The following is a 15811-nucleotide window of genomic DNA, read 5'->3' as shown; positions in this document are numbered from 1 at the left end:
TAAAAATGTAAAGAATTTTCGAGAATCGTATGTGTTTCACTGTTTAGTTATCAAGGTTGTCTGTCTTGCGACAGCTTTTTTTATTTTATCATGTTGTTTTTGATTTGTCAAGAACTTTTTTAAGTTTTTTTCAAATCTTTTTCAACCGATTTACTGTTTGTTGACAGCTTGTTTACTTTATCATAGTTTCAAGTGTTTGTCAACATCTTTTTTTATTTATTTTTTGTTTTCCAAAAAATAAAAACGGAGAAGGAGGGATTTGAACCCTCGCGCCGCGTTAGCGACCTATACCCTTAGCAGGGGCACCTCTTCGGCCTCTTGAGTACTTCTCCAGACTCCGAACTAATAGTTCAATATTAAATTCGAATGCACTTTGGAATCTCCCGAAGCGCATTTGTAATTATATGTAAAAAAACCTGTTTTGTCAACAGGTTTTTTTACTTTTTTTCATATTTTTTATTTTTTACCCTAAAATCCGGTTTCAGGACTTGCAAATTTCATACTTCCATCAAGAAGTATACTGTGTTATTGTCGCTTCGATACGTTTTTTTACCTCTGCTGCAATCTCTGTTGTTTTCATATCTTTATACTCATCATAGTATATGGGTTCCAGAAAATGTACCTGCACTGTAAGTTTTTTGACAGATCCCGTATCAAACGCCTTATAAGAATCAATCAGTGCTACGGGTACGATCGGACATTTTGATTTCGTTGCTGCTTTAAAACTTCCACCTTTAAATTCCTGCGGATGATTGCCGTCTTTGCTTCTGGTTCCCTCGGCAAAAATCAGATAGTTTCTTCCTGCCTTTACTTCTTTGATAACATTAATGATTACCTGCATAGATTGTTTGACATCATCACGGTCAATCATAAACGCTTTCATGCATGCAAATACCTGCTTCAGAAATGGTACGTTTGTCAGCTCTTTTTTCGCCACTACCGAGAAAGGTACCGGACACACCTGTATGATTGCAAGTACATCAAATAATCCCTGATGATTGGGAAAGAAAATAAACCCATTTTCTTTTGGAATATTTTCCATACCATGACCGTCAATTACCAGATTACCGCCTTTCACTGCTCTGTTATCTACATATTTAAGAAGCTGATATCTCTGTTCTTCACTGTAACGTTCTGCATGCGATGCATACCAGCATAACTTAAACCATCCATATGGAACAAAAAAGAGATTTCTAAATACCATCAGTAATATTCTTTTCATTTTTTTGCCCTCGATATATTACACTCCTGCTTTTTCCGAAATTTTGTCTTCATATCCCGGATTCTTCTTGATAAATGTTTCATATGCTTTGGTATACGTCTTGTAAGCATCTGTCTTCATAAATTGGACATATGCTGTAGCCGCCTGAGTTTTCATATCATCTGTGATCTGTGATGGTGCCATGATATAATAAGTTTTATCCTGTTTACCAACCATATAAGTTCCAACACATGGATATTCCTGATCATCCTCCAGGATCAGATTGTAGGTTATGTATACATAACTGTACTTGTCATTTTCAGAAAGGATCTCACAATCCTGAACAGATACTTTCTTAGGATTATGTGCCGCAAAATATTTGAGTGTTGCTGTAATCTCTGCCTGAAGATCTGCTTCTGTATTATCTGCCTGGTTATAGCACTCCTTCACTTTCTTTTCTTTCCCGTCAGTATAGGACTGAATCAATTCCTCTGTTACTTTTTCCGGTGATTTATGACTCACTCCCCCGCATCCTGCCACACAGAGTGTCAGTAATACCAACACTCCAGCTGCAAGATATCTGTACCATTTCTTCATGGTTATTCCTCTTCCCCTCTGTTCTCATCCTGTGTCTCCTGATCTGTCGGCTGATCAGATTCTTCTGTTTCTGCACTGTCCGTAATTTCCACTGCTGCCTGCTGTGCATTTGTATCTTTTTCTTCTTTATCTCTCACTTTAGCTACACTGGCTACAGTGACACCCTCTGTAAGATTGATCAGTTTTACACCCGATGTAATTCTTCCAAGAATGGAAATATCAGCGCAGGCGATTCTGATGATAATACCTTCCGTAGTGATCAGCATTACTTCATTATCTTCATTTACAGCTCTTGCTCCGATTACATCACCGGTTTTCTCGGTAATCTTATAACATTTTACACCTTTACCGCCACGATTCTGACAGGTAAATTCACCCATAGAAGTACGTTTACCCATACCATTTGCAGAAACTATCAGCAGGCAATCTCCCTGAGAATTCAGCTGCATTGCTACCACTTCGTCTCCGTCATCGATATTCATACCGCGTACGCCCATAGAAGTTCTGCCTGTACTTCTTACATCTGTTTCTTTAAAACGGATACACATACCATCTTTTGTAACAAGTATTATATCCTTCTTATCATCTGTAAGCTTAACCTCGATCAGTTCATCATCATCACGCAATGTGATAGCTGCCAGTCCGTTTTTACGCACATTCGCATATTCTTTAATTGGTGTTTTCTTTACCAGGCCATTCTTCGTAGCCATCATCAGATAATGACCATCTTCAAATTTGCGGAGCGGGATTACTGCAGTGATGCATTCCCCCGGCATAAGCTGTAACAGATTAATAATCGCAGTTCCTCTTGCAGTACGTCCTGCCTCCGGAATCTCATATGCCTTCAGACGATATACCCTTCCTGTATTTGTAAAGAACATCAGATAATGATGGGTAGTTGTCATCAGAAGTTCTTCAATGTAGTCATCCTCAAGAGTCTGCATTCCCTTGATTCCTCTTCCACCTCTGTTCTGGCTTCTGAAATTATCTACTGTCATTCTCTTAATATATCCAAGTTTGGTCATTGTGATCACTGTATTCTCTCTCGGAATCAGATCCTCTGTAGAAATATCGTATACATCATATCCGATAGAAGTCTTTCTGTCGTCTCCGTATTTCTCTGCAATTGCAAGAATTTCTTCACGAATCACGCGAAGAAGAAGACTTCTGTCCGCAAGGATAGCCTCGTATTTACGGATTTTTTCCATTAAATCAGCATATTCTGCTTCCAGCTTCTCTCTTTCCAGACCTGTCAGAGCACGCAGACGCATATCTACGATTGCCTGTGCCTGAACATCTGTCAGTTCAAAGCGGTCCATTAACTCCTGTTTTGCAATCTGCACATTCTGCGAAGCTCTGATAATACGGATCACCTCATCAATATTGTCCAGTGCTTTCAGCAGACCTTCTAAAATGTGAGCTCGCTCTCTTGCTTTATTCAGGTCATATTTCGTTCTTCTGGTCACTACATCTTCCTGATGAGCCAGATAATATTCCAGCATCTGTTTCAGGTTTAATACCTTCGGTTCCAGACTTCCGTTATTCGGAATAAGTGAAAGCATATTTACGCCAAAAGTATCCTGTAACTGCGTATGCTTATACAGTAAATTCAAAACTACATTTGCATTTGCATCCTTGCGCAGATCAATACAGATTCTCATTCCCTCACGACTGGAATGGTCATTCAGGTCTGTGATTCCGTCAATCTTTTTATCTCTTACAAGTTCTGCAATCTTTGAGATCAGACGCGCTTTATTTACCAGATACGGAAGCTCTGTGACAATAATTCTGGACTTTCCGTTTGGAAGAGTCTCAATATTTGTCACTGCACGTACACGAATCTTACCACGACCTGTTCTGTATGCTTCTTCAATCCCTCTTCTTCCAAGAATCGTCGCACCTGTAGGAAAGTCAGGACCTTTTACAATATCCAGAATCTCTTCCATAGTCGTTTCGCGTTGTTCTTCAATGATATTGTCTATAATCTTGACAACAGCATCCACAACCTCTCTCAGATTATGAGGAGGGATATTGGTAGCCATACCTACTGCAATACCTGAAGTTCCGTTCACCAGAAGATTCGGATAACGGGACGGCAATACAACCGGCTCTCTCTCTGTTTCATCAAAGTTTGGCTGGAAGTCAACAGTATCTTTGTTAATATCTGCCAGCATTTCCATGGAAATCTTACTCAGACGTGCCTCAGTATATCGCATGGCCGCTGCCCCGTCACCATCTACGGAACCAAAGTTTCCATGTCCGTCTACCAGCGGATATCTGGTAGACCATTCCTGTGCCATATTTACAAGTGCTCCATAAATAGAACTGTCACCATGTGGATGATATTTACCCATTGTATCACCGACAATACGCGCACATTTACGATGCGGTTTGTCAGGACCATTATTCAGTTCTATCATGGAATACAATACACGTCGCTGAACCGGTTTCAGACCATCTCTTACATCAGGCAGTGCTCTGGAAGCGATAACGCTCATGGCATAGTCAATATAAGAGTCCTTCATGGTCTTTTCCAGATCCACCTCGTGGACTTTGTCAAAAATATTATCTTCCATTTATCTATTCTCCCTATTATCAGATATCCAGATTCTTTACAAATCTTGCATTCTCTTCAATAAATTCACGTCTCGGCTCTACCTTGTCACCCATCAGTGTAGTAAATGTAAGGTCAATCTCAGAAGTCGCAGCCTCATCCATGGTAACCTTAAGCAGGATTCGTTTCTCAGGATCCATTGTCGTCTCCCAAAGCTGGTCTGCATCCATCTCTCCAAGACCTTTATAACGCTGGATCTTGTTATTTCCGTCACGTCCGATTTCTGTCAGAATCTGATTCAGTTCATCATCGTCGTATGCATACCATACTTTCTTGTTCTTCTCCACCTTGTATAATGGCGGCTGTGCAAGATACACATATCCCTGTTTGATAAGCTCAGGCATAAAACGATACAGGAAAGTCAGCAGAAGGGTTGCGATGTGCGCACCATCGACATCGGCATCAGTCATAATAATAATCTTATGATAACGAAGTTTACTGATATCAAAATCTTCATGAATTCCTGTTCCGAAAGCTGTGATCATAGCTTTGATCTCTGCATTTGCATAAATCTTATCCAGACGTGCTTTCTCTACATTCAGGATCTTACCTCTCAGTGGAAGGATAGCCTGTGTTACACGATTTCTGGCTGTTTTTGCAGAGCCACCGGCGGAATCTCCCTCTACAATGTAGATTTCACAGTTCTCAGGATTCTTATCTGAACAGTCTGCAAGCTTTCCAGGAAGTGACATATTATCAAGTGCTGATTTTCTTCTAGTCAGATCACGAGCCTTACGTGCAGCCTCACGTGCTCTCTGTGCAAGAACTGATTTCTCTACTGTAGTTTTCGCTACTGTTGGATTCTGCTCAAGGAAAATCTCAAGCTGCTTGCTCACCACGCTGTCAACAGCCCCTCTTGCTTCACTGTTTCCAAGCTTCTGTTTTGTCTGACCTTCAAACTGGGGATTCTCAATCTTAACACTGACGATTGCAGTCAGACCTTCGCGGATATCATCGCCACTCAAATTGGGTTCACTGTCTTTAAGCAGCTTGTTCTTTCTGGCATAATCATTGAACGTCTTTGTCAGGGCATTTCTGAAACCTACAATATGAGTACCACCCTCAGGTGTATTAATATTATTTACAAATCCATAGCAGTTCTCTGTATAAGAATCATTGTGCTGCATGGCAACCTCTACAGACACACCGTTCTGCTGTCCTTCGCAGTAAATGATTTCCGGGTAAAGCGCTTCCTTGCTTCTGTTCAGATAGCTTACAAATTCACGGATACCACCTTCATAATGGAAAACTTTCTCTCTTTCCATTCCTTCTCTGGTATCTTTAAGAGAAATCTTCAATCCCTTTGTCAGGAATGCCATCTCTCTCAAACGCTGTTTCAGAATGTCATAATCATATACTGTTTCCTCAAATATTTCTTTATCCGGAAGGAAGACAACTGTTGTTCCGGTCTTATCCGGCTGGCAGTCTCCCACAACCTTCAGAGGATACATAGTTTTACCGCGTTCATATCTCTGCTGATAAATCTTACCTTCATGATAGATCCTTACTTCAAGCCATGTGGAAAGTGCATTTACTACAGACGCACCTACTCCGTGAAGACCACCGGATACCTTGTACCCTCCGCCTCCAAATTTACCGCCGGCATGAAGAATGGTAAATACTACTTCTACAGCAGGAATCCCTGCTTTATGATTGATTCCTACCGGAATACCACGTCCGTTATCTACAACTGTGATAGAGTTGTCCGGATTAATAACTACCTGAATCTCTGTACAAAATCCTGCCAGTGCTTCATCAACCGCGTTATCTACAATCTCATAAACCAGATGATGAAGACCTCTGCCGGATGTACTTCCGATATACATACCTGGTCTCTTTCGTACGGCTTCCAAACCTTCCAGAATCTGGATTTGATCCGCTCCGTATTCTGTATTTTCTCCGCCCATTTCTTTCCTCCTGTTATATATACTTATCACCAGAATATATCTGAAAACCCCTGCGTGAAAATTATAGACAGGTTTTCAAATATATTCTGGTATCTGGACATAATAATACAAATTTATTATAGCACAAAAGCCCGTTCCTTGCCACAGCCTGAATAAAAAAGAATCCCCGAAAACGGGAATTCTTCTGTATGTTAATCTTATTCTTCGGTTTTATTGATGAGGTACTGATAGACATCTCTCTTCGTCATTCCTCTGTCATTTGCTACCATTTTCATAGCTTCTTTTCTTGAATGTCCCTGATTTTCATAGATTTCCATGTGTTCTTCTATGGTAATTTTTTCCCAGGATGCCTTCTGTTCCTCTTCCATCTCCTGTCTGCTTCTGCCTTCAATCACCAGCACGCACTCTCCAAGCGGCTTCTCTGTCTGATAATAGAGGATCAGCTCCTCGATAGTCGTATGGAATGCAGTCTCATGTCTTTTCGTCAGTTCCCTGCAAAGAGTCATTCTGCGATTTCCGAGAGTTTCCTTCAATTCCTCCAGAGTTCTTACCAGTCTGTGAGGAGCCTCATAGAGAATGATAGTTCTCGTTTCATTCTTCAGTTCTTCCAGAATCAGTTTTCTTTCTTTTTTATCTGCCGGAAGAAATGCTTCAAAAGCGAATCTTCTGGTTGGAAGTCCGGACAGAGTCAGGGCAGTGATACAGGCAGCAGGTCCCGGAAGAGAAGTTACTTCAATCCCCGCTTCATAACACATTGCCGCAAGCTCCTCTCCCGGATCTGAGATCCCCGGAGTTCCCGCATCTGTGATCAGTGCAATATTCTGCCCTTCCTGCATTTTACTGATCAGAACATATGCCTTATCAATTTTGTTGTACTCATGATAACTGGTCATAGGTGTTTTTATATCAAAATGGTTCAGCAGTTTAATACTGTTTCTGGTATCCTCTGCTGCAATAAGATCCACTTCTTTCAATGTTCGAAGTACCCGGAGTGTAATATCCTCCAGATTTCCTATGGGTGTTGCACATAAATACAATTTACCACTCATAATTTGTTTCCTCTCATATTACTTTGCAAATAAAATTCGGTTAAATCATATCATAAATCTTCAGTATATTTTCTGTATAGACTCCCGGCTCTTTATATACGATCAGAGGAGGTTCCACTGTAACTCTGGAATTTCCTCCCTTTAATGCCTCGATCAGAACCATGTTTGGTTCTCTGTCTATGTATGGATATACAAGCTGCATCCTTTTCGGTTCCAGACGATACTTTGTGAGAACATTCATAATCTCAGCCAGTCTGAACGGTCTGTGAACCATATAAAATCTTCCACGTTCTTTCAGAACCTTTGATGCCTGGCTCACCACATCCTCCAGATTACAGAGTACTTCATGTCTGGCAATTGCTTTTGGCATATCCGGATTGCGAAGCCCATGCTGTCCGATCATATAAGGCGGATTACTTGTCACTACATCAAAAGAAGCTGCCCCAAAAATATCAGCAGCCTCCTTAATATCACCCCGTACGATCTCAACATCGTCCTCCAGATGATTATATCTGACACTGCGTCCGGCCATATCTGCACACTCTTTCTGAATCTCAAGACCTGTAAAGTGTTTCCCATTTGTTTTGGTTTTAAGCAGGATCGGGATAATTCCCGTTCCTGTTCCCAGATCCAGAGCAGTCTCACCCTTTTTTACTTTTGCAAAGCCGGAAAGAAGAACTGCATCCATCCCAAAACAGAATTTATCCGGATCCTGTATCACATAATATCCGTTCTGAAGATCATCTATACGTTCATTATCTTTTACCAGCTGATCAGTCATTTAATTTGGAATCTCCTTTTTTATCTTCCAGATTTCCAAGTTCTTTTAATTCTTTTTCAGAGACTTTGACTTTCTTCTTTCTCGGTCTGAATTTCAGGTCATCTACCGGAAATTCCTGAATTTCTTTCTCGTCATTGATCTCTACAATTACCTTTACACGTTGACGAAGCACGTTTACACTGTGTACAGTTCCGGTAAGCCCATCCGGAGTTGTAACTGTATCTCCCAGTCCCGGAAGCTTTTTATTCAGCTCTTCATATGTTTCCTGCTCGTTCTTCAGGCAGCACATCAGTCTTCCGCACACACCGGAAATCTTTGTCTGGTTAAGGGACAGATTCTGCTCTTTTGCCATCTTTATGGATACAGGTGCAAACTCAGACAGATATGTGTGGCAGCACAGACATCTTCCGCAGATACCGATTCCTCCCAGAATCTTTGTCTCATCGCGAACACCAATCTGGCGAAGTTCGATACGCGTTTTAAAAATTGCTGCCAGATCTTTTACCAACTGGCGAAAATCAATTCTGCCATCAGCAGTGAAATAAAACAGCACTTTATTATTATCAAATGTATACTCTGCATCTATCAGTTTCATTTCCAGACCATGTTCACGAATCTTCTTCTGACAGATTTTAAATGCCTCTCTCTCTCTGACTCTGTTCTGTGCCTCTCTCTCGTCGTCCTCCTTTGTTGCCACACGAAGAACTTCTTTGAGAGGGTGAACAACATCTTCCTCACCTACTTCTCTTGGTGCAAGTACGACTTTCCCGTATTCAATTCCCCGGGCTGTCTCCACGATCACGTGATCGCCTGTTTTAATTTCATAATCTTTAGGACTGAAATAATAAATCTTGCCTACATTACGAAATCTCACGCCTACTACTTTTGTCATTCTATTTCTCCCTGATCGTCAGGAACAGCAATTCAAATGCCAGATCAAAATTAACATTTGCTTTCAGACGTACCTTTGTCTTCTGAATAGAATCCAGAATGTTCTCCAGATTCTCGTAGGAACGCTGCTTTGCCTGTTCTCTGATAAAATTAATTTCCTGTTTAAATACCAGATTGTCAATCTCCTGTGTTGCCTTAAACATCAGGACATCTCTGAACCAGAACTGGAAAATATCCAGATAATCGTTGATATTCTGTTTGTCCTCAGAAAGACTCTTAATCGCATCTGACAGTTCATAAACTTCCATGGTGTTTGCATATTTAAGAATCCTCAGTGCATTCTGAGTCATCTCTGCAAACTCCTGAGAAGTAGCTGCTTCTTTTGCCCTTCCAATACTGCCCTGTGCAAAGGATGCGTCAATCTCCGCCTGGTAATCCGGAACATGAAGATGCTCCATCAGATATTTCTTTACAAGACCGTCATCCACTACCTTCAGATCAAGACGAACACATCTTGACTGAATAGTCGGCAGCAGTCCCCCGATATTATTAGTCAGCAAAAGAATCACTGCATATTCCGGCGGCTCTTCAATTGTTTTAAGAAGAGCATTCTGTGCCTGTGGTGTCATAAGATCTGCATCTGCAATAATATAAATCTTGTAAGGACTGTAATATGGTCTGATATCTATATCATTGATCACCTGATCCCTGATCTCGTCAATTGTGATCGTTCCAGGTTTCTCATGACTGACCATAATAATGTCCGGATGATTCTTACCCATCGCCTTTTTGCAGGAGTCGCATTTCTGGCAGGGTTCTGTACCTCCGGCCTCACACTGAAGTGTTGCCGCAAAAGTCCCTGCAAGGAGCTTCTTACCAGAACCTGGTTCGCCGGTAAAAATATAAGAATGCGATATTTTTCCTGATTCTATTGCATTTTTTAAATGTCCGATAATCTCTTCATGTCCGATAATATTGTTAAATCCCATCATAAGAATCACCTCACCAGTCCGTTTTGTAAGATATTATACCATAAAAGAAGAACTATTGCACAGACTTTATATAATTTGCGATTTCTTTCACACAGTCATCAAGATTTATATTCTGAAAACGTTTCTCTATCCCTGCGTTCAGAATATTTTCCTCTGAAAAATCCGACTGATCTGCAATAAATCTTCTACACATTTCCTCATATCTTGGATTTTCCTGTTCTCTCTCTCTATTAAGAGCACGACTCAGTCTTTCTCCATCTTCTACCTGGACATAAACAGGACAGACTGCATCTTCCCCATAGTATTTACGCATCTTTTTAAATGACTCCAGAGTACCGATTCCCAGATAATCGGAATCTGCAAGGTTCACCTGACCATCATCTGCAGTGAAATAAGTCCATATCCCATAAACCGTATGATATGCTCTCTCCTCGATAAGATTTCCGTTTTTTCTGAATTCTTCCAGTTTTCCGTCATCTACAAAATAATAATTTTTTCCATCCTGCTCTCCTACCCTGATCGGGCGGGTTGTATACAGAATAAGTGTTTTCAGATTCAATTCTTTATGTGCGGCCAGAAGTGAATAGATTCTGTCTTTTCCGGATGCACTCTTTCCCATGATGTAAAAAATCTTTCCCATATCTGTTATGTTATTCCTTTGCCGGACTGTATTCTTCCTGTCCAATTTCATTTCGGGCAGCTACGCAGATTGTTTCAGCAGATGTATCACTGAGTCCCTGTACTTCCAGCCCCTGTTCCATGTATCTTCTCACATTTCTTACAAATTGTCCAGTTATCTGCTCTCCCGGCACAATAATCGGAATTCCGGGCGGATACAGATAAGCAAACTCTGCACTGACTTTGCCAACACTTTCTTTCAGAGAATATCGCCTTTGCTGCGCATCCACTGCCTGAGAAATTGTCATAAGCTGTGTCATTCTCGCATGAGAAGTATGATACTGCGATTCCTCCGACTCATCTGTTTGCTGTATCTCTGCATCAATCTCTTCAATTGCAGTACACAGTCTCTCAAATCCCTCTTCTGTATCTCCCACTGCTGCAATTCCAAGAACATATTTCTCAGCCGCCATTTCCATTTCAATGTGATATCTGTCACGAAGTATCTGATGGAGAAGGTGTCCGTTAACAGAAGTTCCGACTGTGGAGAACAACAGCTTGGATCTGTCAAAATCATAGATTCCACTGCCTTCGATCATAGAACCTTCGATCAGTTTTATTTTTTCACACTTTGAAAGACGCTGTCTGGCCTTCTCCAGATTGAAGGTAAATTCACGAAACATTTGCTGCCCGTCTTTTCTCAGTTTATCCATACATGCATCCATACTCGCCATCAGAATATACGACGGACTGCTGGTCTGGTAAATCCCCATAAATCTCTTTATCTTTTCCACATCTGCCATATCACTGCATATATGAAGCACCGCCGTTTGAGTCATAGATGGCAGCGTTTTATGGAAACTCTGTATTACAATGTCAGCTCCCAGATCAGCAGCAGACACCGGAAAATATTTAGAATAATGAAAATGTGCACCATGTGCTTCATCCACAATAAGAGGAATCTTATGTCTGTGTACAACTTCTGCAATTGTCTTTATATCAGACACAACGCCGTCATATGTAGGCGAAGTAAGCAGAAGAGCCTGCACATCCGTATTTTCTTCCAGATATCTTTCCACACGTTCAGGGGAAATTCCTCCGTTTATCCCCAGTCTCTGATCTTCATGTGGATAAATATAGACCGGCTGAAGCTCACGTAAATACAATGCATGGTAAACAGCCTTGTGACAGTTCCTCGCGACAAGTATCTTCCCACCTTTATTTACACTTGCACTGACTGCTGCCAGAAGAGCCGCCGTACTTCCATTTACACTGAAGAAACATTTCTTTGTCCCATAAATCTGAGCTGCATATTCCTGTGCTTCTTTCAAAATTCCTTCCGCATGATGAAGATTGTCAAATCCTGAAATCTCTGTAATATCTCTCTCAAAAAGAAAATCATCTGCTGAAGATGCCCGGTTTCTCTTATGCCCCGGCATGTGAAACGGATAATAGTCAGACTGCCCATAGCTTTCTAATTTTTTATATAATCTTTCCATTTTTTTCCTTTTTATACTATTGTGCCAACAAGTTGATTTCTCGAACAATCTTGCGTTCCAAATTTCCCACTGATTATTGCCTTTTCGTGCCTGAAATATGGAACTTCCCTGATTCAGTTAAACTTTAAATCTGTATCCTACGCCCCAGATTGTTTCAATATACTGAGGTTTTGCAGTATTAAATTCAATTTTCTCCCGGATCTTCTTGATATGGACAGTGACTGTTGCAATATCTCCCACAGATTCCATATCCCAGATTTCCCGGAACAACTCTTCCTTGGTAAACACTCTGTTCGGATTCTCTGCAAGGAAGGTAAGCAGATCATATTCCTTGGAAGTAAATGTTTTCTCCTCTCCGTTTACCCATACGCGGCGTGCAGTCTTATCAATCTTGATCCCGCGGATCTCCACAATATCATTTTTGCGTACATTGGAACCGATCAGACGATTATATCTGTCCATATGTGCCTTGACTCTGGCTACCAGTTCACTTGGACTGAATGGTTTTGTCATGTAATCATCTGCCCCCAGTCCCAGACCTCTGATTTTATCTATGTCATCTTTCTTTGCAGATACCATGATGATAGGAGTATTCTTCTCCTGTCTTACCTGCCTGCAGATATCAAAGCCATCCACTTCCGGAAGCATCAGATCCAGAATAATCAGGTCAAACTCCTCATTCAGCGCACGCGTCAGTCCGGTGTCTCCTCTGTTGCAGATTTCAACTTCAAATCCGGAAAGCTCCAGATAATCCTTCTCCAGATCTGCAATTGCCTCTTCATCTTCTATAATTAAAATTCTGCTCATTTCATTGGTACCTCCTGATACTTTCTAAGTACAAAATACATGATTGTGCCGATTCCAAGCCTGCTGGTTGCCCAGACCTTTCCTCCATGATCCTCCAGGATCTTTTTTACAATGGAAAGACCGATTCCGCTTCCTCCCTTGGAGGAATTTCTCGACACGTCTGTTCTGTAAAAACGATCAAAAATAGACGGCAGATCCTTTGCTGCAATTCCCTTTCCATTATCTTCAATTTCAACCTGAATAAAATCTCCCACATCCTTTATGCGAATCTGGATGATACCTTTGGGTTTATCCATATATTTGATAGCATTGCTGATAACGTTATGAATAACACGCCGAATCTGTTCTCCATCTGCGATCACCTGCACATTATCCTCAACATAATTGGCATATACCAGTTCAATTCCTCTCGTTTCCAGTTCCAGTCCTACTTCTTCTGCGCAATCACTGAAATAATCTTCTACATTCAGTTTACTGAAAGTATATGGAATTCTGTTGGTATCAATCTTTGAATAAAAAGTCAGCTCATTGATCAGATGATCCATCTCATTCGTCTTATTATAAATAGTCTTCACATAACGGTCTATTTTCTCCGGCGTATCCGCTACGCCGTCCATAATCCCCTCTACATATCCCTTTACCGCTGTGATCGGCGTCTTAAGATCATGAGAAATATTGCTGATAAGTTCTTTATTTTCTTTATCCATAAGAACTTTCTCTTCTGCTGATTCCTTCAGCCGCTTTCTCATCTCCTCAAAATCCCGGCAAAGTTCCGAAAACTCATCGTCACCATCTACTTCCAGAACAAAATCAAGATTTCCCTCTTTGATATTCTGAGTGGCTTTCTTTAATTTAACCAGCGGTGTGGCAATACTTCTGTAAATCCATAATCCAATAGATAAAGCTGTGAATACTAATATTACCGTCGCAGTAAACAGCAGATCTTTTGCAATAATCCTTACCTGTGTCTGGCTGTGGGTGGATTCCCCTACTGAAATATCATACACCACTTCCGAGGAATCCTTTGTCTGCTGTGCAAACTTTGTATGACCTAATCCGTACAAAGTTGCCGAAAATAAAAGCAGAGGAACCAGAATACTCATACCGAATCCAACTATAATCCTTGTTTTTAACTTCATCCCGATCATCCTTTATCTGTTGATTTATAAGGTTTCTATAATTTTGCCCTCTGCAAGCATTATATCATAAAGTCTGTTTTACATATCTAAATTTTCTATAAAAAGAACAGGAATCATCTGTCCTGTTCTTTCAGATAATTCCTGTTTTATCCCATTGCACTGCAATTTTTGTGATATTCTGTAATTATTCAGCATTCCACTGTCTATGCAAGTACTGAACAGTTACGATTTTCTTATTTAAGCAAGGTATTTTTTAAGGTCATCAACTTTATCCAGATGCTCCCATGGAAGGTCTACATCCGTACGTCCGAAATGTCCATAAGCAGCTGTCTGTCTGTAAATCGGTCTTCTCAGATCAAGCATCTTGATAATTCCCGCCGGGCGAAGGTCAAAGTTCTCACGAATGATCTCAACCAGCTTTGTATCAGAAAGTTTACCGGTTCCGAATGTTTCTACGTGGATAGATGTCGGATGAGCAACACCGATCGCATAGGAAAGCTGAATCTCACATTTATCTGCAAGACCTGCTGCAACAATATTTTTTGCAACATAACGTGCAGCATACGCTGCGGAACGGTCTACCTTTGTACAGTCTTTACCGGAGAAAGCACCGCCGCCATGACGTCCGGTTCCACCGTAAGTATCAACGATGATCTTACGTCCGGTAAGTCCGCTGTCACCATGAGGTCCGCCGATCACGAAACGTCCTGTTGGGTTGATGAAGTATTTTGTGTTCTCATCTACCATATCTGCCGGAATGATCTCATCGAAAACATATTTCTTAATGTCCTCATGGATCTGCTCCTGAGTTACATCCGGATCATGCTGTGTAGAGCATACTACTGCATCGATACGGCTTGGTTTTCCGGCTTCATCATATTCTACAGTAACCTGTGTTTTTCCATCCGGTCTTAAATATTTTAATGTACCGTCTTTACGGATCTTCGTTAACTGACGTGCAAGTTTGTGTGCCATGTTGATGGCATATGGCATATACTCTTCTGTCTCATTGGAAGCATAACCAAACTGGATACCCTGGTCACCTGCTCCGATGGCATCAATTTCATCTTCACCCATTTTTGCTTCAAGAGCTTTATCTACGCCAAGAGCGATATCAGCAGACTGTTCATCGATTGCTGTGATAACTGCACATGTATCAGCATCAAATCCATATTTTCCACGTGTATATCCGATTTCACGGATAGTATCTCTTACGATTTTCTGGATATCAACATATGCATTTGTTGTAATCTCACCCATAACAAGTACAAGACCTGTAGTTGTAGCAGTTTCACATGCAACACGACTCATAGGATCTTTTTCCATAAGAGCGTCAAGAATAGCATCGGAAATAGCATCACACATTTTATCCGGATGGCCTTCAGTTACAGATTCAGAAGTAAATAAAATTTTCTCCATTGTGTTCTCCTTTTTTTATTCATTTACAATTGTTTCCCGACCGCAGAATAACCCGCAGCCATTTATGTACTGTATCAACAGATTATTTCTCTCCGCTGATACTTTTCCGTTAACAAAAAGAAACAGCCCGAAGTAATCGGACTGTCTGATTATCTCAACAATCCTCTTATTGTTCGATCACTCGCTCAGGTTGGCACCTTCCTACACAAACAGGGGTTGCCGTGGCTTCGCAGATCCTTTGTATCTCCACCACTCTGAATAAAAGGCTATTACTAATTATTAACTTGCATTAATTAA

General features: G+C 40.9%; 13 protein-coding genes, 1 tRNA gene and 1 riboswitch. All 14 genes read right to left on the bottom strand.

All coding sequences use genetic code 11. The features are described 5' to 3' along the window. Positions 1-244: 244 nt before the first annotated feature. A tRNA-Ser gene (locus ACESZG_RS15695) sits at positions 245-332 on the bottom strand. Between the two features lie 176 nt (positions 333-508). Further along, positions 509-1222 (bottom strand): 1-acyl-sn-glycerol-3-phosphate acyltransferase, encoded by a 714-nt coding sequence (locus tag ACESZG_RS15690; protein ID WP_008707970.1) that lies wholly within the window; start codon positions 1220-1222, stop codon positions 509-511. An 18-nt stretch (positions 1223-1240) separates the two neighbouring features. Beyond that, a complete protein-coding gene (locus ACESZG_RS15685) occupies positions 1241-1798 on the bottom strand; it encodes a hypothetical protein (protein WP_008707971.1) in 558 nt (185 codons plus the stop codon). 2 nt (positions 1799-1800) lie between these two features. After that, entirely contained in the window at positions 1801-4374 is a 2574-nt protein-coding gene (gene gyrA / locus ACESZG_RS15680; RefSeq protein WP_022380443.1) for a DNA gyrase subunit A, read from the bottom strand. A gap of 19 nt (positions 4375-4393) precedes the next feature. Then, a complete protein-coding gene (gene gyrB, locus ACESZG_RS15675) occupies positions 4394-6319 on the bottom strand; it encodes a DNA topoisomerase (ATP-hydrolyzing) subunit B (protein WP_008707973.1) in 1926 nt (641 codons plus the stop codon). A gap of 197 nt (positions 6320-6516) precedes the next feature. Next, positions 6517-7368, bottom strand: a complete 852-nt coding sequence (gene rsmI / locus ACESZG_RS15670) for a 16S rRNA (cytidine(1402)-2'-O)-methyltransferase (protein WP_008707974.1) — start codon at positions 7366-7368, stop codon at positions 6517-6519. 40 nt (positions 7369-7408) lie between these two features. Next, complete coding sequence (locus ACESZG_RS15665; protein WP_055150956.1) at positions 7409-8149, bottom strand: tRNA1(Val) (adenine(37)-N6)-methyltransferase; 741 nt, start codon at positions 8147-8149, stop codon at positions 7409-7411. Further along, positions 8142-9041 (bottom strand): stage 0 sporulation family protein, encoded by a 900-nt coding sequence (locus ACESZG_RS15660; protein WP_025578483.1) that lies wholly within the window; start codon positions 9039-9041, stop codon positions 8142-8144. Before ACESZG_RS15660 ends, ACESZG_RS15665 begins: the two co-directional genes overlap by 8 nt. 1 nt (position 9042) lies before the next feature. Further along, positions 9043-10032: a DNA polymerase III subunit delta' gene (gene holB / locus ACESZG_RS15655; protein ID WP_025578482.1), complete on the bottom strand. Its 990-nt coding sequence runs from the start codon at positions 10030-10032 to the stop codon at positions 9043-9045. A gap of 52 nt (positions 10033-10084) precedes the next feature. Further along, positions 10085-10672: a guanylate kinase gene (locus ACESZG_RS15650; RefSeq protein ID WP_055200613.1), complete on the bottom strand. Its 588-nt coding sequence runs from the start codon at positions 10670-10672 to the stop codon at positions 10085-10087. A gap of 10 nt (positions 10673-10682) precedes the next feature. Further along, positions 10683-12149, bottom strand: a complete 1467-nt coding sequence (locus ACESZG_RS15645) for an aminotransferase class I/II-fold pyridoxal phosphate-dependent enzyme (RefSeq protein ID WP_161233800.1) — start codon at positions 12147-12149, stop codon at positions 10683-10685. A 117-nt stretch (positions 12150-12266) separates the two neighbouring features. Next, positions 12267-12956: a response regulator transcription factor gene (locus ACESZG_RS15640; RefSeq protein ID WP_020993338.1), complete on the bottom strand. Its 690-nt coding sequence runs from the start codon at positions 12954-12956 to the stop codon at positions 12267-12269. Beyond that, the gene (locus ACESZG_RS15635; protein ID WP_347028114.1) at positions 12953-14095 is read right to left on the bottom strand and encodes a HAMP domain-containing sensor histidine kinase; all 1143 of its coding nucleotides are present in this window, start codon (positions 14093-14095) and stop codon (positions 12953-12955) included. The genes ACESZG_RS15640 and ACESZG_RS15635 overlap by 4 nt, the downstream gene beginning before the upstream one ends. A 237-nt stretch (positions 14096-14332) precedes the next feature. After that, positions 14333-15514 (bottom strand): methionine adenosyltransferase, encoded by a 1182-nt coding sequence (gene metK / locus ACESZG_RS15630; RefSeq protein ID WP_008707987.1) that lies wholly within the window; start codon positions 15512-15514, stop codon positions 14333-14335. A 163-nt stretch (positions 15515-15677) separates the two neighbouring features. Next, positions 15678-15779, bottom strand: a riboswitch (SAM riboswitch). Positions 15780-15811: the final 32 nt, after the last annotated feature.

The sequence above is a fragment of the Blautia sp. Marseille-P2398 genome (genome assembly GCF_964240315.1).
GTDB lineage: Bacteria > Bacillota > Clostridia > Lachnospirales > Lachnospiraceae > Blautia_A > Blautia_A wexlerae.
Note: the sequence above shows the minus strand (reverse complement) of the source record. Positions and strands in the feature narration are given on the sequence as shown.

Excerpts from the sequence above, each read along its gene's own strand:
- ACESZG_RS15690 (WP_008707970.1), bottom strand. The coding sequence starts at position 1,222 with ATGAAAAGAATATTACTGATGGTATTTAGAAATCTCTTTTTTGTTCCA.
- gyrB (WP_008707973.1), bottom strand. The coding sequence starts at position 6,319 with ATGGGCGGAGAAAATACAGAATACGGAGCGGATCAAATCCAGATTCTG.
- ACESZG_RS15685 (WP_008707971.1), bottom strand. The coding sequence starts at position 1,798 with ATGAAGAAATGGTACAGATATCTTGCAGCTGGAGTGTTGGTATTACTG.
- ACESZG_RS15665 (WP_055150956.1), bottom strand. The coding sequence starts at position 8,149 with ATGACTGATCAGCTGGTAAAAGATAATGAACGTATAGATGATCTTCAG.
- holB (WP_025578482.1), bottom strand. The coding sequence starts at position 10,032 with ATGATGGGATTTAACAATATTATCGGACATGAAGAGATTATCGGACAT.
- ACESZG_RS15650 (WP_055200613.1), bottom strand. The coding sequence starts at position 10,672 with ATGGGAAAGATTTTTTACATCATGGGAAAGAGTGCATCCGGAAAAGAC.
- rsmI (WP_008707974.1), bottom strand. The coding sequence starts at position 7,368 with ATGAGTGGTAAATTGTATTTATGTGCAACACCCATAGGAAATCTGGAG.
- ACESZG_RS15660 (WP_025578483.1), bottom strand. The coding sequence starts at position 9,041 with ATGACAAAAGTAGTAGGCGTGAGATTTCGTAATGTAGGCAAGATTTAT.
- ACESZG_RS15635 (WP_347028114.1), bottom strand. The coding sequence starts at position 14,095 with ATGAAGTTAAAAACAAGGATTATAGTTGGATTCGGTATGAGTATTCTG.
- ACESZG_RS15640 (WP_020993338.1), bottom strand. The coding sequence starts at position 12,956 with ATGAGCAGAATTTTAATTATAGAAGATGAAGAGGCAATTGCAGATCTG.
- metK (WP_008707987.1), bottom strand. The coding sequence starts at position 15,514 with ATGGAGAAAATTTTATTTACTTCTGAATCTGTAACTGAAGGCCATCCG.
- gyrA (WP_022380443.1), bottom strand. The coding sequence starts at position 4,374 with ATGGAAGATAATATTTTTGACAAAGTCCACGAGGTGGATCTGGAAAAG.
- ACESZG_RS15645 (WP_161233800.1), bottom strand. The coding sequence starts at position 12,149 with ATGGAAAGATTATATAAAAAATTAGAAAGCTATGGGCAGTCTGACTAT.